18 protein-coding genes and 1 pseudogene are annotated in these 21138 nt (G+C 59.6%); 3 read left to right on the top strand and 16 right to left on the bottom strand.

From position 1 onward, the window contains the following. Nucleotides 1-114: 114 nt before the first annotated feature. The 14 genes from BK670_RS21710 to flhA all read right to left on the bottom strand — a co-directional run bounded on the left by BK670_RS21710 (nucleotide 115) and on the right by flhA (nucleotide 14654). The gene (locus BK670_RS21710) at nucleotides 115-507 is read right to left on the bottom strand and encodes a DUF2802 domain-containing protein (RefSeq protein WP_123452747.1); all 393 of its coding nucleotides are present in this window, start codon (nucleotides 505-507) and stop codon (nucleotides 115-117) included. Next, nucleotides 508-993: a chemotaxis protein CheW gene (locus tag BK670_RS21705; RefSeq protein ID WP_003222936.1), complete on the bottom strand. Its 486-nt coding sequence runs from the start codon at nucleotides 991-993 to the stop codon at nucleotides 508-510. It abuts the gene before it with no gap. Nucleotides 994-1083: 90 nt separating this feature from the next. Then, nucleotides 1084-2043 (bottom strand): CheW domain-containing protein, encoded by a 960-nt coding sequence (locus tag BK670_RS21700; protein WP_123452745.1) that lies wholly within the window; start codon nucleotides 2041-2043, stop codon nucleotides 1084-1086. Nucleotides 2044-2160: 117 nt separating this feature from the next. After that, nucleotides 2161-2949, bottom strand: coding sequence for a ParA family protein (locus BK670_RS21695; protein ID WP_007919990.1), 789 nt, complete (start codon nucleotides 2947-2949; stop codon nucleotides 2161-2163). Between the two features lie 43 nt (nucleotides 2950-2992). After that, the gene (gene motD, locus BK670_RS21690; RefSeq protein ID WP_093439795.1) at nucleotides 2993-3883 is read right to left on the bottom strand and encodes a flagellar motor protein MotD; all 891 of its coding nucleotides are present in this window, start codon (nucleotides 3881-3883) and stop codon (nucleotides 2993-2995) included. A 12-nt stretch (nucleotides 3884-3895) separates the two neighbouring features. Beyond that, nucleotides 3896-4636, bottom strand: coding sequence for a flagellar motor protein (locus BK670_RS21685; protein ID WP_003222929.1), 741 nt, complete (start codon nucleotides 4634-4636; stop codon nucleotides 3896-3898). Beyond that, on the bottom strand, nucleotides 4636-5772 hold the full coding sequence (locus BK670_RS21680) for a protein-glutamate methylesterase/protein-glutamine glutaminase (protein WP_123452743.1): 1137 nt from the start codon (nucleotides 5770-5772) through the stop codon (nucleotides 4636-4638). Before BK670_RS21680 ends, BK670_RS21685 begins: the two co-directional genes overlap by 1 nt. Before the next feature lie 49 nt (nucleotides 5773-5821). Beyond that, nucleotides 5822-8089: a chemotaxis protein CheA gene (locus BK670_RS21675; protein ID WP_123452740.1), complete on the bottom strand. Its 2268-nt coding sequence runs from the start codon at nucleotides 8087-8089 to the stop codon at nucleotides 5822-5824. A 54-nt stretch (nucleotides 8090-8143) separates the two neighbouring features. Continuing rightward, entirely contained in the window at nucleotides 8144-8932 is a 789-nt protein-coding gene (locus BK670_RS21670; protein ID WP_027613919.1) for a protein phosphatase CheZ, read from the bottom strand. A gap of 18 nt (nucleotides 8933-8950) precedes the next feature. After that, complete coding sequence (locus BK670_RS21665; protein ID WP_024012118.1) at nucleotides 8951-9322, bottom strand: chemotaxis response regulator CheY; 372 nt, start codon at nucleotides 9320-9322, stop codon at nucleotides 8951-8953. Nucleotides 9323-9488: 166 nt separating this feature from the next. Continuing rightward, nucleotides 9489-10229 carry an RNA polymerase sigma factor FliA gene (fliA, locus tag BK670_RS21660; protein WP_093439777.1) on the bottom strand — a complete coding sequence of 247 codons (741 nt, stop codon included), beginning with the start codon at nucleotides 10227-10229 and terminating at the stop codon, nucleotides 9489-9491. Continuing rightward, complete coding sequence (gene fleN, locus BK670_RS21655) at nucleotides 10226-11056, bottom strand: flagellar synthesis regulator FleN (protein WP_003222917.1); 831 nt, start codon at nucleotides 11054-11056, stop codon at nucleotides 10226-10228. The genes fliA and fleN overlap by 4 nt, the downstream gene beginning before the upstream one ends. 116 nt (nucleotides 11057-11172) lie before the next feature. After that, the gene (flhF, locus tag BK670_RS21650; protein ID WP_007920012.1) at nucleotides 11173-12513 is read right to left on the bottom strand and encodes a flagellar biosynthesis GTPase FlhF; all 1341 of its coding nucleotides are present in this window, start codon (nucleotides 12511-12513) and stop codon (nucleotides 11173-11175) included. Between the two features lie 11 nt (nucleotides 12514-12524). Continuing rightward, nucleotides 12525-14654 carry a flagellar biosynthesis protein FlhA gene (gene flhA, locus BK670_RS21645; protein WP_123452738.1) on the bottom strand — a complete coding sequence of 710 codons (2130 nt, stop codon included), beginning with the start codon at nucleotides 14652-14654 and terminating at the stop codon, nucleotides 12525-12527. Nucleotides 14655-15452: 798 nt separating this feature from the next. On the opposite strand from flhA, the gene BK670_RS29685 reads away from it, so the two are divergent. The 3 genes and pseudogenes from BK670_RS29685 to BK670_RS21635 all read left to right on the top strand — a co-directional run bounded on the left by BK670_RS29685 (nucleotide 15453) and on the right by BK670_RS21635 (nucleotide 19016). After that, the gene (locus tag BK670_RS29685; protein ID WP_185036807.1) at nucleotides 15453-18017 is read left to right on the top strand and encodes a hypothetical protein; all 2565 of its coding nucleotides are present in this window, start codon (nucleotides 15453-15455) and stop codon (nucleotides 18015-18017) included. A gap of 15 nt (nucleotides 18018-18032) precedes the next feature. After that, nucleotides 18033-18181 (top strand): annotated as a pseudogene (locus BK670_RS30310) (DUF6124 family protein); the annotation flags it as partial. A 475-nt stretch (nucleotides 18182-18656) separates the two neighbouring features. After that, nucleotides 18657-19016, top strand: a complete 360-nt coding sequence (locus BK670_RS21635) for a DUF6124 family protein (protein ID WP_123452736.1) — start codon at nucleotides 18657-18659, stop codon at nucleotides 19014-19016. Between the two features lie 192 nt (nucleotides 19017-19208). On the opposite strand, the gene flhB is transcribed toward BK670_RS21635, so the two are convergent. Both flhB and fliR read right to left on the bottom strand, forming a co-directional pair. After that, nucleotides 19209-20348 carry a flagellar biosynthesis protein FlhB gene (gene flhB / locus BK670_RS21630; protein ID WP_093439755.1) on the bottom strand — a complete coding sequence of 380 codons (1140 nt, stop codon included), beginning with the start codon at nucleotides 20346-20348 and terminating at the stop codon, nucleotides 19209-19211. Between the two features lie 3 nt (nucleotides 20349-20351). Further along, nucleotides 20352-21137, bottom strand: coding sequence for a flagellar biosynthetic protein FliR (gene fliR, locus BK670_RS21625; protein ID WP_034153301.1), 786 nt, complete (start codon nucleotides 21135-21137; stop codon nucleotides 20352-20354). Between the last annotated feature and the right edge of the window lies 1 nt (nucleotide 21138).

Below are 21138 nucleotides of genomic sequence, written 5' to 3'. Positions count from 1 at the left end.
GCACTTTCAATTAAAAGCCAAACGAACGAAGCCTTCGGCAGCTCCTGCAGGGGAATGTAAATCCCCTGCAGGAGCTGCCGAAGGCTTCGTTCGGACGATTTTTTGATCTTGCTTTTAGTGCTTGTGCAACTTGCGCATCAACTCGGCTTCAGCCTGGGTCAAGCCGCAGGACTGAGTCAGTTCATCCACGCTTGCGCCCATCCCCACCAGTTTCGCCGCCTGGGCGAATGACAGGCTCGACGGGTCGCGTTGTTCAAGCGCGACAATCTTGTCCGGCAACGGACTCACCACCGCGCGCAACTCGTGCAGGGCTTCGCCCATGCGCACGTTGCCGTTCTGGTAATCGTCGACACGCTTGGCCAGGTCCTTGATGCGCTGATCACGCAGCGCATCGCCTTGGGCCTGTTGCGCAGCGATCAACCGCTGCGCCTTGATGTACGACACAAACATTGCCAGCGTGCCTGCCCAGAAGAGGAACAGGACAATGACCGCAACCTCGAGGATCAATCAGATGCTCTCCAGTTCCGACCATTCTTCTTCGCTCATCATCTTGTCCAGCTCGACCAGGATCAGCAACTCGTTGTTCTTGTTGCACACGCCCTGGATGAACTTGGCCGACTCTTCGTTACCGACGTTCGGCGCCGTCTCGATTTCCGACTGACGCAGGTAAACCACTTCGGCCACGCTGTCGACCATGATGCCGACGACTTGTTTGTCGGCTTCGATGATGACGATACGGGTGTTGTCGCTGATCTCGCCGCTGTTCAGGCCGAAGCGCTGACGGGTGTCGATCACGGTGACCACGTTACCGCGCAGGTTGATGATGCCGAGCACGTAGCTCGGCGCGCCTGGCACCGGAGCGATCTCGGTGTAGCGCAACACTTCCTGTACGCGCATCACGTTGATGCCGTAGGTTTCGTTGTCGAGTTTGAAGGTCACCCATTGCAGGATCGGATCTTCAGAACCTTTTGCATTCGTCGCCTGACTACTCATACCCTGACCCCTCGAAAAAACCGCTCTGGGCGGTGTGTGTTCTGTGTGACGGCATTCAACAATGCCGTCGCCTGATTGTTATGTCGGCTGCTATGTCGGTTTATGTAGCGGCTTGTGACCGCCGAGGTGCTTTGCCCCACCGCTGGCGATCAACTCGGCCAGTGCGGAAACGTCAAGCAATGCACACATGTGCTCAATCACGGTGCCGGCGAGCCATGGCCGCTGACCCCGGTGACTTCTCCATTTGATTTCATTCGGGTCCAGACGCAACGAGCGGCTGACCTGATGCACCGCCAGCCCCCACTCGTAACCTTGTACCGAAATCACGTACTGCAGGCCCTGACGGAAGTCATCGCGATAGCGATCCGGCATGACCCAACGCGCGGTGTCCAACACTTTCAGGTTGCCGGCCTGGCTCGGCAAAATCCCAAGGAACCATTCCGGCTGACCGAACAGCGGCGTCAGCTCGTGGCCGGCCAGCGAGTAGATCGAGCCGAGGCACACCAGCGGCACGGCCAGCGTCAGGCCGGCGACGTCGAACAGCAGGCATTCGAACGCTTCGGACGCCCAGGCCGGGCGGCCATCGGTTTCCACCGGTGGCGGCGTGTTGCTCGGCGGCAGATGCACTTCCACCAGCGGAGTGACCAGCGTTTGTTCGACGGGCGCGGGTGCAACTGGAGCCGGGGCCGATTCGACCACCGCCGGTTCCGGCGCGATTTTCAGCAATTGGGTTTGCAGCAGCGGCGCCAAAGTCGAAACGGACGCGCGAACCGGCTCGGCTTCTTCGATCAATGCCACCGGTGCCTTGGCAACCGGTGCGGCGGCAGGCGCGACAACCGGTGCGGCAGGTTTGGCAGCCTTCTGCGCATCACGCGCCTGCTCTTCCATCACTGCGGCCTGGAATTCGTCCAGCGTTTCGGTGCTTTCGACAACTTCAGGCTGCGCCTCAATGACCGGCGGCAGCTCCTCAGGAATTTCCAGCAGCAAATTATCCAGATAAGACTGCAACGCCAATTGCGGCTTCGACGTCAATTTGATCGGCCGATTCATGTGCAAATCCCTGTAGGAGCTGCCGCAGGCTGCGATCTTTTGATCTTTTCAGGAGTACCGCCAGGCAAGATCAAAAGATCGCAGCCTGCGGCAGCTCCTACAAGGTTCAACCTCATCTCAAGCCACCTGCGGAACAAGTTGTTGCGCCAACAGATGCTTGAGCAGCGCACGGTAGGCCAGCACGCCACGGCTCTTGCCGTCGAATTGCGAAGGCGTGACACCGGCACGGCTGGCGTCGCGCAGCCGGGTATCGACCGGGATGTAACCCTGCCAGATTTCCTCTGGGAATTTGTCACGCAGCACACGCAAGGTGTGCATCGAGGCTTGCGTACGGCGATCGAACAGGGTCGGCACGATGCTGAACGGCAGCGCCTGCTTGCGCGAGCGGTTGATCATCGCCAGGGTGTTGACCATGCGTTCCAGGCCTTTGACGGCGAGGTGTTCGGTTTGCACCGGGATCACCAGTTGCTGGCTCGCCGCGAGGGCGTTGACCATCAGCACGCCGAGCAACGGCGGGCTGTCGATCACCGCGTAATCGAAGTCCTGCCACAGCTGCGCCAGACTCTTGGCGATTACCAGGCCCAGACCACTTTGTCCCGGCGACTGACGCTCCAGGGTGGCGAGTGCGGTGCTCGATGGCAGCAGGGAAATACGTTCATCGCTGGTCGACAACAGCAACTGCCCCGGCAGGCCTTGCGGCACGCTGCCCTTGTGCAGAAACAAATCGTAATTGCTGTGTTCCAGGCTGTCGGGGTCATAGCCGAAATAGCTGGTCATCGAGCCGTGCGGGTCGAGGTCGACCACAACCACGCGCTTGCCCGCCTCGGCCAGCAATCCGGCTAAAGCGATGGAAGATGTGGTTTTACCGACACCACCCTTTTGATTGGCGACTGCCCAGACTCTCATTCGGTTCGTTCCTCCCGGCCGATATGCTCGACCGAGACATAGCTCAGCGTGTTAATGCGGGTGACGGAGAATTGACGGCACTCTCGCGTCCCGGCGTCTTGACCGGGGTCGGTGCAGTTTGTGTGCCAGCACGCTTCAACGCAGCATCCGGTTGCGCATGGGCGGTACCGGTACCGGTCAGGCTGCGGCGCACATCGAGGTTTCGCGACACCACCAGCACCACGCGACGGTTCTTCGCGCGGCCCTCAGCGGTGGCGTTGTTGGCCACCGGCTGAAACTCACCGTAACCCACCGACGCCAGACGTCCTGGGTTGACGCCCTGCATTGCCAGCATGCGCACGATGCTCGCCGAACGCGCCGAGGACAGCTCCCAGTTGGTCGGGTACTGCGCGGTGCGGATCGGTTGATCGTCAGTAAAGCCTTCAACGTGGATCGGGTTGTCGAACGGTTTCAGAATCGCCGCGACCTTGTCGATGATGTTGAAGGCGATGTCACTCGGCATGGCGTCGCCGCTGCCGAACAACAGGCTGGAGTTGAGTTCGATCTCGACCCACAACTCGTTGCCGCGCACGGTCATCTGGTTGGAGCTGATCAAGTCACCGAAGGCGGCGCTGATGTCATCGGCGATGCTTTTCAGCGGATCGCTGGCGCCGGCGATACCGGCGTCGACCTGCTCGGCGTCCTTGACCAGCGGCTTTGCAGGGGTCACGGTTTTCGGTCGTTCGTCACCGATCGGGATCGGCTTGAGCGAGCGGTCGGAGTCGGTGAAGACCCCGATCAACGCTTCGGAAATGACCTTGTACTTGCCTTCGTTGATCGACGAGATCGAGTACATCACCACGAAGAACGCGAACAACAGCGTGATGAAATCCGCGTAGGACACGAGCCAGCGCTCGTGATTGACGTGTTCTTCCTGGTGGCGACGACGAGCCATGAGGTTATTCCCTTAATCCATGAAGCCTTGCAGCTTCAACTCAATGGAGCGAGGGTTTTCACCTTCGGCGATCGACAGGATCCCTTCCAACAACATTTCGCGATAACGCGACTGCCGCAACGCGATTGACTTCAGCTTGGCCGCCACCGGCAACAAAACCAGGTTGGCACTGGCCACGCCGTAGATGGTCGCGACGAACGCCACGGCGATACCGCTGCCCAATTGCGTCGGATCGGCGAGGTTACCCATCACGTGGATCAGGCCCATCACCGCACCGATGATGCCGATGGTTGGCGCGTAGCCGCCCATGCTTTCAAAGACTTTCGCGGCTTCGATGTCGCGGGCTTCCTGGGTGTAGAAATCCACTTCGAGGATGCTGCGGATCGCTTCCGGCTCGGCACCGTCGACCAGCAATTGCAGGCCTTTGCGCGAGTAGTTGTCGGGTTCGGCATCGGCCACGCCTTCCAGGCCCAGCAGGCCTTCCTTGCGCGCGGTGAGGCTCCAGTTGACGACGCGATCGATGCCGCCGGCCAGATCGACCCGGGGCGGAAACAGAATCCAGGCGAGGATCTGCATGGCGCGTTTGAACGCGCTCATCGGCGATTGCAGCAGTGCGGCACCGATGGTGCCGCCCAGTACGATCAGGGCCGCCGGGCCGTTGGCCAGCGCACCGAGGTGACCACCCTCAAGGTAGTTACCACCGATGATGGCGACGAACGCCATGATGATCCCGATAAGGCTTAAAACATCCATCAGATACACGCCTCGACGATGTGCTTGCCGATGTCGTCGAGGCTGTATACCGCGTCGGCGAGGTCGGCTTTGACGATGGCCATCGGCATGCCGTAGATCACGCAGCTTGCCTCATCTTGTGCCCACACCGCGCTGCCGCCCTGCTTGAGCAGACGCGCGCCTTCACGGCCGTCGGCGCCCATGCCGGTCAACACCACCGCCAGAACTTTGTCGCCGTAGGATTTCGCCGCCGACCCAAAGGTGATGTCCACGCACGGCTTGTAGTTCAGACGCTCGTCGCCCGGCAGAATTTTCACCGCACCACGGCCGTCGATCATCATTTGCTTGCCACCCGGTGCCAGCAACGCCAGGCCCGGACGCAGGATGTCGCCATCCTCGGCTTCCTTGACGCTGATGCGGCAGAGCTTGTCGAGACGCTCGGCGAAGGCCTTGGTGAACGCCGCCGGCATGTGCTGGATCAGCACGATCGGTGCCGGGAAATTCGCCGGCAACTGGGTCAGCACCCGCTGCAGGGCCACCGGGCCGCCGGTCGACGTACCGATAGCGACCAGTTTGTAAGCCTTGCGTTTTGGTGCTGGCGACGAAGCACTGGCCGCCGGCGCGCGGGTTGGCGCAGGGGCCGGGGCCGGACGTGCCGGCGCGCTGCTGCTGTGGCTGCTGAAGCTTGATGCCGCTGGAGCAGGCGTCGGAGCGGGTGCAGCCACAGGCGCAGGCGCGCTGTAGGCACTGAAACGACGGTTGCTGCGCGAGATGCTGTGGACCTTTTCGCACAGCAGTTGCTTGACCTTCTCGGGATTACGCGAGATGTCTTCAAAATTCTTCGGCAGGAAATCCACCGCGCCAGCGTCCAGTGCATCCAGGGTGACCCGGGCGCCTTCATGCGTCAGCGAGGAGAACATCAACACCGGGGTCGGGCAGCGCTGCATGATGTGCCGCACGGCCGTGATGCCGTCCATCATCGGCATCTCGTAGTCCATGGTGATCACGTCCGGCTTGAGCGCCAGAGCCTGATCAATCGCCTCTTTACCGTTGGTGGCGGTGCCGACCACCTGAATGCTCGGATCCGCTGAAAGAATTTCCGAGACGCGGCGGCGGAAAAAACCCGAATCGTCCACCACCAGGACTTTGACTGCCATAAACACTCCATTAGGTGCAGCGGGACATCATCGCCCCGCTGCCCCGGATTCAAATACGCCGTGCGGCGTAACGCTTGAGCATGCTTGGAACATCGAGAATCAGCGCGATACGGCCGTCACCGGTGATGGTGGCGCCGGACATGCCCGGAGTGCCCTGGAGCATTTTGCCCAATGGCTTGATGACCACTTCTTCCTGACCGACCAGTTGATCGACGACGAAGCCGATCCGCTGAGTGCCCACCGAAAGGATCACCACGTGGCCTTCACGCTGCTCTTCGTGAGCGGCGGAGCTGACCAGCCAGCGCTTGAGGTAGAACAATGGCAGCGCCTTGTCCCGCACGATCACCACTTCCTGACCGTCGACGACGTTGGTGGTCGACAGGTCGAGGTGGAAGATTTCGTTGACGTTGACCAACGGGAACGCAAACGCCTGATTGCCGAGCATCACCATCAGGGTCGGCATGATCGCGAGGGTCAGCGGCACCTTGATGACGATCTTCGAGCCCTGGCCCTTGGTCGAGTAAATGTTGATCGAACCGTTGAGCTGGGAAATCTTGGTCTTCACCACGTCCATGCCAACACCACGGCCGGACACGTCGGAGATCTCGGTCTTGGTCGAGAAACCCGGGGCGAAGATCAGGTTGTAGCACTCGGTATCGCTGAGGCGATCGGCCGCGTCCTTGTCCATCACACCGCGTTTTACCGCGATTGAACGCAGGACGTTCGGGTCCATGCCTTTGCCGTCATCGGAAATCGACAGCAGGATGTGATCGCCCTCTTGCTCAGCTGCCAGTACCACGCGACCGCCACGGGCCTTGCCCGAGGCTTCGCGTTCTTCCGGCGACTCGATGCCGTGGTCGACGGCGTTGCGCACCAAGTGGACTAGCGGGTCGGCCAGGGCCTCGACAAGGTTTTTGTCGAGGTCGGTTTCTTCACCCACCAGTTCCAGGTTGATTTCTTTCTTGAGCTGACGAGCGAGGTCACGAACCAGACGCGGGAAGCGCCCGAAGACCTTCTTGATCGGCTGCATCCGGGTCTTCATCACCGCGGTCTGCAAGTCAGCCGTGACCACGTCGAGATTCGACACGGCCTTGGACATGGCTTCGTCGCCGCTGTTGAGGCCCAGGCGCACCAGACGGTTACGCACCAGCACCAGCTCGCCGACCATGTTCATGATTTCGTCGAGACGTGCCGTGTCGACCCGCACGGTGGTTTCGGCTTCGCTCGCCGGTTTTTCCGGTGGCGGCGCAGCCGGAGCACGGGCCGGAGCCGGTGCAGCAGCGGCGGCCGGTTTCGGCGCTTCGGCTTTCGGTTCAGGCTTGGCCGCAGGTTTCGGCGCTGCAGCGGCCGGAGCCTTGGCGGCTGGCGTGGCGACGGTCGACGCGCTGCCCGCAGAGGCCGTACCGACTTCGGTGAACTTGCCTTTGCCGTGCAATTCGTCGAGCAGCGATTCGAACTCGTGATCGCTGATCAGATCACTGCCAGCTGCGGCGGCTACCGGTGCGGCTGGTGCAGCAGGCGCCGAAGCAATCGCCGATTCCAGCGCATCCACGGCAAAGTTGCCCTTGCCATGCAGTTGATCGAGCAGGGCTTCGAATTCGTCGTCGGTGATGTCCGAGCTGTCGCCCGCCGCCGGTGCAGCCGGAGCCGATGCGGTCGGTGCCACGGCATCCGCCGCGAACTGGCCTTTGCCGTGCAACTGATCGAGCAACGACTCGAACTCGGCGTCAGTGATTTCGTCGCTGGCGGCCTCTTCGGCAGTTTGCGCAGGTGCAGCAGCGGCCGGGGCTTCAGCTTCGGCCTTGACGGCATTCAGCGAATCCAGCAGCTGTTCAAATTCGTTATCGGTGATGTCGCCCGAGTCGCCTTCGACGACCAGTTCTTCGATCATCTCGGCCACTGGCGAAGCCGGAGCTTCGTCCGCCGATTGCGGTTCGGCCAGACGCGCCAGGGCGGCCAGCAGTTCCGGGGTGGCAGCGGTGATCGGCGCACGCTCGCGGACTTCGCTGAACATGCTGTTCACCGCGTCCAGTGCTTCGAGGACAACGTCCATCAGTTCTGCATCAACGCGACGCTCACCCTTACGCAGGATGTCGAACACGTTTTCGGCGATGTGACAGCACTCCACCAGCTCGTTGAGCTGAAGGAAGCCGGCGCCCCCTTTTACAGTGTGGAAACCGCGAAAAATTGCGTTGAGCAGATCTGCGTCATCCGGGCGGCTTTCCAGCTCGACCAGTTGCTCGGACAGTTGCTCAAGAATCTCGCCGGCCTCAACCAGGAAATCCTGAAGGATCTCTTCATCGGCGCCGAAGCTCATTAATGGGGTGCTCCTACAGGTCTAAAAACCCAAAAAACCTAAAATTCCACAACTCTAGAATCCGAGGCTGGATAACAAATCGTCCACATCGTCCTGACCGGACACAACGTCTTCTCGTTTATCGGCATGAATCTGCGGACCTTCACCCTGCGAGAGATGTTTTTGTGGATCTTTTTCTGCAAGCATCGCGGCGCGGTCATGTTCGATGCCCGCAAAGCGGTCGACCTGACTGGCCATGAGCACGAGTTTGAGCAAATTGCTTTCGACTTCGGTGACCAGTTGGGTCACTCGCTTGATCACCTGACCGGTCAGGTCCTGGTAATCCTGGGCCAGCAGGATGTCGTTGAGATTGCTCGACACCGCACGGTTGTCCGTGCTGCTGCGTGACAGAAAACCGTCGACCCGGCGCGCCAGTTCGCGGAACTCTTCAGCCCCGACCTCGCGACGCATGAAGCGACCCCAATCGGTGCTCAGGGCCTGGGCTTCTTCAGCCAGGCCATTGACTACCGGTGTGGCGCTTTCCACCAGATCCATGGTGCGGTTGGCCGCGGCTTCGGTCAGCTTGACCACATAGCCCAGGCGTTCGGTGGCGTCGGTGATTTGCGACACTTCCTCGGCCTGCGGCATGTGCGGATCGATCTGAAAGTTGACGATCGCACTGTGCAGTTCGCGTGTGAGCTTGCCCACTTCCTGATACAGGCCGCGGTCACGGGTCTGATTGAGCTCATGGATCAGTTGCACAGCGTCGCCGAACCTGCCCTTTTCAAGGCTTTCGACCAGTTCGACCGCGTGTTTTTTCAGGGTCGATTCGAAATCGCCCTGTGAAGATTCGTTATGCTCCATAGCTCCCCCGCGCGTTCATCAGCCGATGCGTTCGAAAATCTTCTCGATTTTGTCTTTCAACGCCTGAGCCGTGAAAGGTTTGACTACGTAGCCGTTTACACCGGCCTGAGCGGCTTCAATGATCTGCTCGCGCTTGGCTTCAGCCGTGACCATCAGGACTGGCAGATGCTTGAGTTTTTCATCGGCACGCACGTGGCGCAGCAGGTCGATACCGGTCATGCCCGGCATGTTCCAGTCCGTTACCAGAAAGTCGATGCTTCCGCTGTTGAGCACTGGAATGGCGGTGGTGCCATCGTCAGCCTCAACGGTGTTGGTGAACCCAAGATCACGCAGCAGGTTCTTGATGATCCGCCGCATCGTTGAGAAGTCATCAACGATGAGGATTTTCATGTCTTTGTTCAATTCGACCTCCAAGCAGTCTTAAACGCGTCCAGCACCTGGACGCGCCACTTCAATCAATCGGCGCAGCACTCAAAGACTGTCTGGAGCACAACAGAGCAAGACCGGTGCCGTTCATCACCGCACCAGCCTCGTTCGCAGTGTCCCCACACTGCCTTCAGCGCGCTCGCCACTCCCCCAAACGCCCCCGCAAACGGGCCGCGCACTGGCTGTGTAACTGGCTGACCCGCGATTCACTGACCCCAAGGACTTCACCGATCTCCTTGAGGTTCAGCTCTTCGTCGTAGTACAGCGCCAACACCAGTCGCTCACGCTCCGGCAAATTGGCAATCGCGTCCGCCAGCGCCGCCTGGAAGCGTTCATCTTCCAGATCGCGTGACGGCTCCATATGAGCACTCGCGCCATCCTCGTGCAGCCCTTCGTGTTCGCCGTCCTGCAACAGGTCGTCGAAACTGAACAGGCGACTGCCCAAGGTGTCATTCAAAATCCCGTAGTAATCGTCGAGACTCAATTGGAGTTCGGCCGCAACCTCGTGATCTTTAGCATCACGGCCGGTTTTAGCTTCAATTGAGCGAATTGCGTCGCTGACCATACGGGTATTGCGGTGAACCGAGCGTGGCGCCCAATCCCCTTTGCGCACTTCGTCGAGCATCGCGCCGCGGATTCGTATGCCCGCGTACGTTTCGAAACTGGCGCCTTTGCTGGCGTCATATTTGGTCGAGACTTCGAGCAGGCCGATCATCCCGGCCTGGATCAGGTCTTCAACCTGCACACTCGCCGGCAAGCGTGCCAGCAAGTGGTAAGCAATGCGTTTGACCAGTGGCGCGTAACGCTCGATCAGCTCGTACTGCGCGTCACGTGCCGACTTCTTGTAGTAGTTCATACCGCTTGCGGTCATAGCACAGGCCCTGCCGTTTGCTGCACGAGGCGCTCAACGAAAAACTCAAGGTGGCCACGCGGGTTAGCGGGCAGCGGCCAGGTGTCGACCTTCTGCGCGATCGCCTTGAACGCCAGTGCGCACTTGGAACGCGGAAAGGCTTCGTACACCGCACGCTGCTTCTGCACCGCTTTACGCACGCTTTCGTCGTAAGGCACGGCGCCGACGTATTGTAGGGCCACGTCAAGGAAGCGATCCGTGACCTTGGTCAACTTGGCGAACAGGTTGCGCCCTTCCTGCGGGCTCTGCGCCATGTTGGCGAGGACGCGGAAGCGGTTCATGCCGTAATCGCGGTTGAGCAACTTGATCAGCGCGTAGGCGTCGGTAATGGAAGTCGGCTCGTCGCAGACCACCAGCAACACTTCTTGCGCGGCGCGCACAAAACTGACTACCGAGTCACCAATACCCGCAGCGGTGTCGATCACCAGCACATCGAGATTGTCGCCGATGTCGCTGAACGCCTGAATCAGGCCGGCATGTTGCGCCGGGCTCAGGTGCACCATGCTCTGCGTGCCGGACGCCGCCGGCACGATGCGAATGCCACCGGGGCCTTGCAACAGCACGTCGCGCAACTCGCAACGGCCTTCGATGACGTCGGCCAGCGTGCGTTTAGGGGTCAGCCCCAACAATACGTCAACGTTCGCCAGACCGAGGTCGGCGTCCAGCAGCATGACCCGACGGCCAAGCTCTGCCAGCGCCAGCGACAAGTTCACTGACACGTTAGTCTTGCCGACGCCACCTTTGCCGCCGGTCACCGCGATCACCTGTACGGGATGCATGCTGCCCATGTTATTTCTTTACCTTGTCTTGCATAGACGGAGGCCACATTACTGGCTGCGCGTTCCCGATCGGAACAATGCATGGCAGACCATCGATGTAGGTACAAAAACTGTTCATGAATACCTCAGCCTACCTGTTTGGTCGGGCTGTGATAGATATCAGCGAACATGTCAGCCATGGCTTCTTCGCTGGGTTCTTCCTGCATTTGCACGCTGACGGCGCGGCTGACCAGTTGATGACGGCGCGGCAGATGCAGATCATCCGGAATCCGTGGGCCATCGGTCAGGTACGCGACCGGCAATTCATGACTGATCGCCAGGCTCAACACTTCGCCAAGGCTGGCCGTTTCATCCAGTTTAGTCAGGATGCAGCCGGCAAGCCCGCAACGCTTGTAACTGTGATAAGCGGCGGTTAGAACCTGTTTCTGGCTGGTGGTTGCCAGCACGAGATAATTTTTTGAACGAATGCCACGCCCGGCCAGACTTTCGAGCTGCATGCGCAGGGCCGGATCGCTGGCCTGCAGGCCGGCGGTATCGATCAGCACCACGCGTTTGCGCAGCAGTGGATCCAATGCCTGCACCAGCGATTGGCCCGGGTCGACGTGGGTCACTGGCACATTGAGAATGCGGCCCAGCGTCTTCAATTGTTCCTGAGCGCCGATACGGAAACTGTCCATGCTCACCAGCGCGACATTCTGCGCGCCGTATTTCAGCACATAACGCGCGGCAAGCTTGGCCAGCGTGGTGGTTTTGCCCATGCCGGCCGGGCCGACCATGGCAATCACACCGCCCTCTTCCAGCGGCTCGACTTCCGGTACGGCAATCATCCGTGCCAGGTGCGCCAGCAGCATGCGCCAGGCCTGACGCGGTTCTTCGATATCGGTGATCATCGCCAGCAGATCGCGCGACAACGGGCCGGACAGGCCGATACGTTGCAGACGGCGATACAGGTTGGCTTGCGCCGGACGGCTGCCTTGCAGCTGATTCCAGGCCAGGGTGCCGAGCTGAACTTCCATCAGCTCGCGCAGGCTGTTCAATTCAAAGCGCATCGAATCCAGTGCACGCGGATCAACACCGCCGGAGGACTGCGCAGGGGCCGGGGCCGGACGCGCCGGAGCGGCGTAAGTCGGCTCGGTCAGCGGTTCAGCGGCGGTCAGCGGCAGGCCTGCGGTCAACGGCAGCCCGGCAAAGATCTGGCGATTGCTATTGCCATCGGCTTCGCCACGCAGGCTCAACTCGGCCTGGGCGGTGACGATGCGCGACTGGGTCTTGCGCAGCTCGTCTTCGAGTTCCATGTTCGGAACCCGTGGCGCCAGCGCCGACAATTTGTAATCCAGTGCCGCCGTCAACTCGACACCGCCGGCAATGCGGCGGTTGCCAATAATGGCGGCATCAGCGCCCAGCTCATCACGAACCAGCTTCATGGCCTGACGCATATCGGCGGCAAAGAAACGCTTAACTTGCATAAACCACTACCTCAGCCGTTGGGCCCTACTGTCGCAACGATGGTCACTTGCTTGTTGTCCGGTATTTCCTGATAGGCCAGCACGTGCAGCCCTGGTACAGCGAGGCGGCCAAAACGCGAGAGCATCGCGCGAATCGGGCCAGCCACCAACAGGATCACCGGTTGGCCTTGCATTTCCTGACGCTGCGCCGCTTCGATGAGCGAACGTTGCAGCTTCTCGGCCATGCTTGGCTCCAGCAGAACGCCCTCTTCCGAGCCTTGTCCTGCCTTCTGCAGACTATTGAGCAATATTTGTTCCAACCTTGGTTCCAAGGTGATCACAGGCAGCTCGGACTCAGTGCCTACAATGCTTTGGACGATAGCGCGCGATACGCCGACCCGCACAGCAGCCACCAGCGCGGCGGTATCTTGACTCTTCGCAGCGTTGTTGGCGATGGCTTCGGCAATGCTGCGGATATCGCGCACCGGCACGTGTTCGGCGAGCAGCGCTTGCAGGACTTTGAGCAACTGCGACAACGTGACCACACCCGGCACCAGCTCTTCCGCCAGTTTCGGCGAGCTTTTGGCCAGCAATTGCATGAGTTGCTGCACTTCTTCGTGGCCGATCAGCTCACTGGAGTGCTTGTACAGAATCTGGTTCAAGTGGGTCGCGACCACGGTGCTGGCGTCAACCACGGTATAACCCAGCGATTGCGCCTGGGCACGCTGGCTGATTTCGATCCACACGGCCTCGAGGCCGAAAGCCGGATCTTTGGCGTTGATACCGTTGAGCGTGCCGTAGACCTGGCCCGGGTTGATCGCCAGTTCGCGATCCGGATAGATCTCGGCTTCGGCGAGAATCACCCCCATCAAGGTCAGGCGATAGGCGCTCGGCGCCAGATCGAGGTTGTCGCGGATGTGTACGGTCGGCATCAGGAAACCCAAATCCTGCGAGAGCTTCTTGCGCACGCCCTTGATCCGCGCCAGCAATTGCCCGCCCTGGTTGCGATCCACCAGTGGAATCAGGCGATAGCCGACTTCTAGGCCGATCATGTCGATCGGGGTCACATCGTCCCAGCCAAGCTCCTTGGTTTCCATGGCGCGGGCCGGCGACGGCAGCAGTTCCTGCTGACGCTTGACCTCTTCCAGCGCGACGACTTTGGCCACGTTCTGCTTCTTCCAGAACAGGTAAGCGCCGCCAGCGGCCAGCGCGGCCATGCTCAGGAACGAGAAGTGCGGCATGCCCGGCACCAGACCCATGACTGCCATCAGACCGGCGGCCACTGCCAGCGCTTTCGGCGAGGCGAACATCTGGCGATTGATCTGCTTGCCCATGTCTTCCGAACCGGAAGCACGGGTGACCATGATTGCCGCCGCTGTTGATAACAACAGTGATGGCAATTGCGCCACCAAACCGTCACCGATGGTCAGCAAGGCGTAAACCTTGCCGGCATCGCCGAAGCTCATGTTGTGCTGGAAGATACCAACGGCCATGCCGCCGATGAGGTTGATGAACAGAATCAGCAGGCCGGCAATGGCGTCACCACGGACGAATTTGCTGGCACCGTCCATCGAGCCGTAGAACTCGGCCTCTTGGGCGACTTCCTGACGGCGCATCTTGGCCTGGTTCTGGTCGATCAGGCCGGCGTTGAGGTCGGCGTCGATCGCCATTTGTTTGCCGGGCATCGCATCGAGGGTGAAGCGCGCGCTCACCTCGGAAATCCGTCCGGCACCCTTGGTGACCACGACGAAGTTGATGATCATCAGGATCGCGAAGACCACGATACCGACCACGTAGTTACCGCCGATCACCACTTCACCGAAGGCCTGAATCACCTTGCCGGCAGCAGCGTGGCCGTCCTGACCGTGGAGCATGACCACCCGCGTCGAGGCCACGTTCAACGCCAGCCGCAAGAGTGTCGCGACCAGCAGAATCGTCGGGAACACGGCAAAATCCAGCGGCCGCAGCGCATACACGCAGACCAGCAGGACGACGATTGACAGGGCAATGTTGAAGGTGAAGAACACGTCCAGCAGGAACGGCGGCACCGGCAACATCATCATGGCCAGCATGACCAGCAGCAACAACGGCACGCCCAGATTGCCTCGACTGAGGTCGGCAACATTCGAGCGAGCTGTGTTGAATAACTGAGAGCGATCCACCGGTTTTCCCCGTTCCTTTAAAGCAAACTTTTGACGCCCAGAGCGGGCTCACGGCGGGTACTGCAAGAAGCTTTCCAACTTTTGCCGGCGGGATGAAACAGAGGTGTTTAACCAGGATTTTTCGCTGGTTGGTCTGGCCCCTTCGCGAGCAGGCTCGCTCCCACAGGGAACCGCATTCCAAATCTGGGAGTGGAATGCAATCCAAATGTGGGAGCGAGCCTGCTCGCGAAGAGGCCAGTGAAGTCAGCACAAAGCGCCTCTTAAACCCAGGTGTTTAAAAGACACTTCAGGACACGCCTTTCAGGCTTCAAATTCTTGCGCCATTGCCTACAGCTACGCCAGAATCCGCCGGCTTGTGCGCCTTGGGGTCGGGTTCTATTGTGGTCCGGTCGCTGACGAATCAGCGATCGGGTTTAGCGACTCGAATTCAAGTCAAAGGTGCATCGGCGTTCCAGGCTTCGTTGCCCCCCCCTACAAATCCTTCGATTCAAAAAAGCTCAACGACGCCGCGGAACGCGCCGTCGATCACTACCATCGGGTGATGGATAATCTGGAGCTGCCTGACTGACGTTTACCCGCCCACCTCTGTGGCGAGGGAACGTGCTCCCTCGCCACAGAGGGCTAATCAGGGCCATACGACTAATCAGGACCAGACCACGTTTCCCCCTTTGCGATCTTTTGATCTTGCCTCTCGCGCCAATGACCACTCGTCGCCACCTGTCAGATCTGACAGGTGTGCAATCTTCAATTACGCGCTCTGATGACACCTGATCCTTTCACCGCTCAGGAGCGTCAGTCATGACCACAACCCAGACACCCGACAACGCCGTATTGGCGCTCTCCCCACCCCGCGCTCCTGAAGCGACTACGCCGGTAGTTGGTGCCCATTCTGGTGTACCCAAGCACGTATACGACCCAAAACCCATGGGCCTGACCATCGAGGTCGATCCTCCGCTGGCCGGTACGGTCGAAGCCGGCGATGTGATCCGTCTGATCCTGAACAACGCCAGCACCGAAGCCACAAAAACTATCCAGCCTGGCGAGGAGAATGCCCGTCAAACCCTCTACCTGCCCAAAGGCTTGTTGCGGCCAAATCAGCTCAACACCCTCGTTTACACCATTACCCGCGGCAGCGAGAACAGAGGCACGTCGACGCCAGCGCTGACCTTGCTGTACAACACCATTCGCCCAGGCAATGAGGATCGTACGCCGGGTGATTACGCTCATTCCGAACTGCAACTGATCCTGCCGCAGGATGTAATCGACGATGGCATTGATGCCAAGCGCGCCAAACAAGGTGTGCAGGTGTGCTTGGCTTACCCCTACTGCCGCGCCTATGACGTAATCCGCTTGAACTGCAACGGCCAGGATGTCGTGCGAACCGTCACTGCCGCTGAAGCACCGGCCAGCCCTTCAGCCGAGCCGACGACGATTTGCGTGATGGTCGGGGAAGATGTGTTCCTGCGGGCCGGGGACAGTCCGAAGTTCGTCTTTTCCTACACCGTCTTCGATCAGTTGGGCAACGGGCCAGACACCGACTCGCCTTACTCGGGCACGGTCGAGGTCGATGTGCACCTGAAGGAAACCCGACTGGTCGCCCCCGACCTGGCCGAAGACCCGGACGATCCGAGCGATGACCCAAGCACCATCGATCTGACGAGGCTCGGCAGCAAGGACCTCACCGTCCTGGTACACGCCTTCGCGCCGACATGGCAGCCTACCGACAAAATCCGCGTGACCTACACCGCCACCAAACCAGACGCCCCGGTCGTGTCGCACATGGTTGAGGCTGATGTCGAGCGCATTCCGTTCACCTACAAACTTATGGTGCCCAATGCCAAAGTGATTGCGGGCAGCACGGTGAGTGGAAAATATGAGCTGATACGCGGCGGCGACATCATTGCTACATCGAAAACCGCCAAAGCCGAAGTTGTAGGCGAGAGCCTTATTGAACTGCTGCCGCCGTTCCTCGTGGCGCCGGCCGTTGATCCGATCGATGTGCTGGCCTATCCGAACGGGGTGAAGGTGCGCATCGAGTATCTTGGTGCACTGAAAGCAGACCGTGCACGACTGGTTGAAGTCAATCCGCCAGCGGACTCGCCACGGTTTCCGCTGGTGGCGTTCAACAGCAACAAACGGGTGAACACGGTGTTGAGCCCGGCGTTTCTTGCGGCGCGGCAAGGAAAAGTCATCAAGCTGCGCTGGAATTTGAATCGCGACGGAGGTCAGGCTGGCAAATCAGATGCGATCAAGGTCACTTTGCTGAAGATAGCCGATGGAGATCCGCGATTGCCGACACCGAGCATCGCCGGAAACACCGGGACGGCACTGCAGGTTTACGAACTGGCCGCAACCGCTCGGATTCTGGCGCTGAAGTGGCCGTTGTTTGAGCCGGGGCAACCTACCTGGGTTACATGCAAGGGTTTTGACAACAATGGAAATCCGACCAGTACAGACGTGAGGTCGGGAGAGCCTAATGATTCGGCGGATGGATTGTCGGTGCCGGCACCGATTGAGTGGTTGAGAACGCTAAAGAATGGCAGCAAGGTGACAGTGGAATGCGCTATCGGTCTCGATGGCTCCAGTGACAGGCTGCAGGCGGTTGCCTTTCCTTTGCGTATTTATACCGTCACTGTGGAGGACGTGAAACCGACGATAAGTTCAGTCAAAGGTTCGCCAAGCAACATCGAGATCCCCCACAACGGCTCCACGCTGGAAACAGCCGTGACTCTGAGCGGCATTGCGTCCAAGGGTCAGAAGATCGAGGTTTTCGACGATTCCATTCCTATCGGGCAGCCCACCGCTGATCCAACGACCGGAGTCTGGACTTTACCTTTTTCAGGTCTGCGAGTGGCGAAACACACTTTTAAAGCCGTGGCCTTGTACGGCTCAGGTGGTAGTTCAGAAGCTCGAATACTGACTGTCAGGGTCCGCCTTTTTGATTTCACGAATTTCTCTAACTCACAAAGAAACGGCTGGTTAAATGGACCCGCAATTATTGATCAGCGCGACTTTAGATACGGTGTTTTTTTCGGGCGACATGCGTTATTTAATGAGACATTTACAAACAACTCTACTGGAATAGTACTGCGCAAAATTTATTCAAATCTTATCGTGGGACAACAATATGAATTTAGTTTTCTTGCAGCCATCTGGGACTGGGACAAAAAACCTATATTGTCGTTTAAATCAAATTATGGATTATTAATCAACCCCTTCACCCCGCCTAAAAATAGCTATGGCGCTTATTCAGCCCGATTCATAGCCCGGGCCACATCAATGACTTTTGATTTCGAGAGCCATGTGGCCTCCGGCAGCGGAAATGATTACTTCTTGACTGATCTGTTGATGAGAGAAATCTAGATTCGGCGAGCTAACGAACTGCTGGCCGATGCCAGCGAAACGCTCGCCTCAGCCAACCCATCTCATCCCCGCAGCGCAGGACGCTGCCGGGGATCGCGCAACTGATCATGCTCGGGGAGTTAGCGGTGAATCGGGTGATGGATAATCTGGAGTTGCCGCAGTAGCAGGGATCTGTGACATGCCTTGAATGAGTCGGTGCAGCGGCTGACGTCTTCGTCGGATCGCTGCCCGGAGCAAGCTTGCTCGCGAAAGGGCCGTCAGGTTCGGCGCAATTCTTTGATTTCAACGAAGGCGTTTAAAAGACACCTGTAGACACGGTTTCCAGGCTACAAATCCTTGCGCCATTGCCTACAGCCAAGCCAGAATCCGCCGGCTTGTGCACCTTGGGGTCGGGTTCTATTGTGGTCCGGTCGCTGACGAATCAGCGATCGGGTTTAGCGACTCGGAGCATCTCAGTGCATCAGCGTTCGTGGCTTCGTTGTGGGACTTTTCGCCCGCAATTACGTTATGGCGGCTGTATGCGGGAGACCTTTAGGTCTACCGGGGTGCCTGTGACCGGTTCGCTAACCTGCGTACAGCTGCCACCTTCACTTGTTTAGCGACAGGGAAGAGTGGCTCCATAACCTCAGGAGCTTCACCATGATCAAACCAACACCCAACCCACCCGAAAACGACCCCACCTCCCCCTACGAATCCCTCGATTCAAAAAAACTCCACGAAGCCGCCGACCGCGCCCTCGATCACTACCTCTGCCCACCCGGCTCCACCCCACCGCCCCGCAAAACCCGCCGGATGTACGCCGTTACCGCAGACTTCAAAAACGAGGAACTGCTGGCCGATGCCAGCGAAACCCTCGCATCAGCCAGAACCATCGCCCATGACTTCGCCCATCTCATCCCCACGTCGCAGCGCAGGACGCTGTTGGGGATCGCGCAGCTGATCATGCTCGGGGAGTTGGCGGTGAATCGGGTGATGGATAATCTGGAGTTGCCGCAGTAACAGGGATCTGTGACAAGCCTTGATTAAGGATTTGTGGGAGCGGGCTTGCTCCGGACGGCGATCCGACGAAGGCGACCTCACAGCGAGCACATGTCTTCAGGCATAAAAAACCGCCGCCCGTTGAATCGGGGCGGCGGTTTTTTCGTTTCAGCCGTGTTTGTGGTGTGGGAGACAAATGGCTTCGCCGTAACATCAGGAATCGCGACGCAGATCCGGCGGAATCGGCAGATCATCCTTGAGCGGATCCGGGCGCTTGCCCTTGCCCGCGCGGTACTGGCGGATCTGGTAGACATAGGCCAAGACCTGCGCAACCGCCAGATACAGGCCGCCGGGGATTTCTTGCTCAAGTTCCGTGGAGTAATAAATCGAACGCGCCAGCCCCGGCGATTCGAGGAGCATGACGTTGTTGGCCACGGCGATTTCGCGAATCTTCAGTGCGAGGAAGTCGCTGCCCTTGGCCAGCAGCACCGGCGCGCCGCCCTTCTCCGAGTCGTACTTGAGCGCGACGGCGTAGTGGGTCGGGTTGGTGATGACCACGTCGGCGTCGGGAATCGCCGCCATCATCCGCCGCTGGGACATCTCGCGCTGGGTCTGGCGGATGCGCTGTTTGACCTCCGGGCGGCCCTCCTGATCCTTGTGCTCGTCGCGCACTTCCTGCTTGGTCATCAGCAGTTTCTTGTGCGCTTCCCAGAGCTGCACCGGCACGTCGACGGCGGCGATGATGATCAGGCCGCAGGCCAGCCACAAGGTACTCCAGCCGACCAGCGTAACGCTGTGAATGATCGCCATTTCAAGCGGCTCGTGGGCGATCCGCAAAAAGTCGTCGACGTCCGCCGACAACACCGCCAACGCCACGCCCAAGGTGATCAGAAACTTGGCCAAGGCCTTGAGCAGCTCGACTACAGCCTTGAACGAGAACATCCGTTTCAGGCCCGCCGCCGGGTTCATCCGACTGAACTTGGGTGCCATGGAGCCGGCCGCGAACAGCCAGCCACCGAGGGAAATCGGCCCGATCAGCGCCGCCAGCAACAAGGTGATCATGATCGGCTGGATCGCCAACAGCGCCATCTGCCCCGACTGCAACAGAAACGCGCCCATGGAGCCCTGATCCATGATCACTTCGCGCGACAGCGTGAAGTTCAGGCGCATCAGCTCCATCAAGTCTTCGGCCAGCATGCCGCCGAACACCAACAGCGCACCGGCACCGGCCATGGTTACGGCGAGGGTATTGAGCTCTTTGGAGCGGGCAATCTCACCCTTCTCACGGGAGTCCTTTTTGCGTTTCTCCGTGGGGTCTTCTGTTTTGTCCTGACCGCTTTCGCTCTCTGCCATGACTCAGCGCGCCCGTGCCAGTTCGCGTAACAGTTGCAAGGCCTCGGTGGCCAGCGGCTGATACTGGTTGAGAATGTCCGCCAGACCGACCCAGACAATGAACAGACCGAGCACCAGGGTCAGCGGGAAACCGATGGAGAAAATGTTCAGCTGCGGCGCGGCGCGGGTCATCACGCCAAAGGCGATGTTGACCACCAGCAACGCGGTGACCGCCGGCAACACCAGCAACAACGCCGCCCCGAGGACCCAGCCGAGTTTGCCGGCCAGTTCCCAGTAATGCGCGGTCATCAGACCGCTGCCGACCGGTAGCGTGGTGAAGCTTTCGGTAAGGACTTCGAAGACCACCAGATGGCCGTTCATCGACAGAAACAACAGCGTCACGAGCATGGTGAAGAACTGCCCGATCACCGCCACCGACACGCCGTTGGCCGGGTCGACCATCGAGGCGAAGCCCATGCCCATCTGGATCGCGACGATCTGCCCGGCCACGGCAAACGCCTGGAAAAACAATTGCAGGGAAAACCCGAGCACGGCACCAACCAGAATCTGCTCGGCAATCAGCAGCAAACCGCTGAGATCCAGCGGGCTGACCGCCGGCATCGGCGGCAGGCTCGGCGCAATGCACACGGTGATGGCCACGGCGAAATACAGGCGGATCCGGCGCGACACCAGGGTCGTGCCGAACACCGGCATCACCATCAGCATCGAGGCGACGCGAAACAGCGGCAACATGAACGACGCCACCCAGGAACTGATCTGGGTGTCGGTCAGCTGAAGCAGCGATTGCATG

Origin of the sequence: Pseudomonas fluorescens, assembly GCF_003732425.1 — a bacterium.
Classification (GTDB): Bacteria; Pseudomonadota; Gammaproteobacteria; order Pseudomonadales; family Pseudomonadaceae; genus Aquipseudomonas; species Aquipseudomonas fluorescens_BE.
Note: the sequence above shows the minus strand (reverse complement) of the source record. Positions and strands in the feature narration are given on the sequence as shown.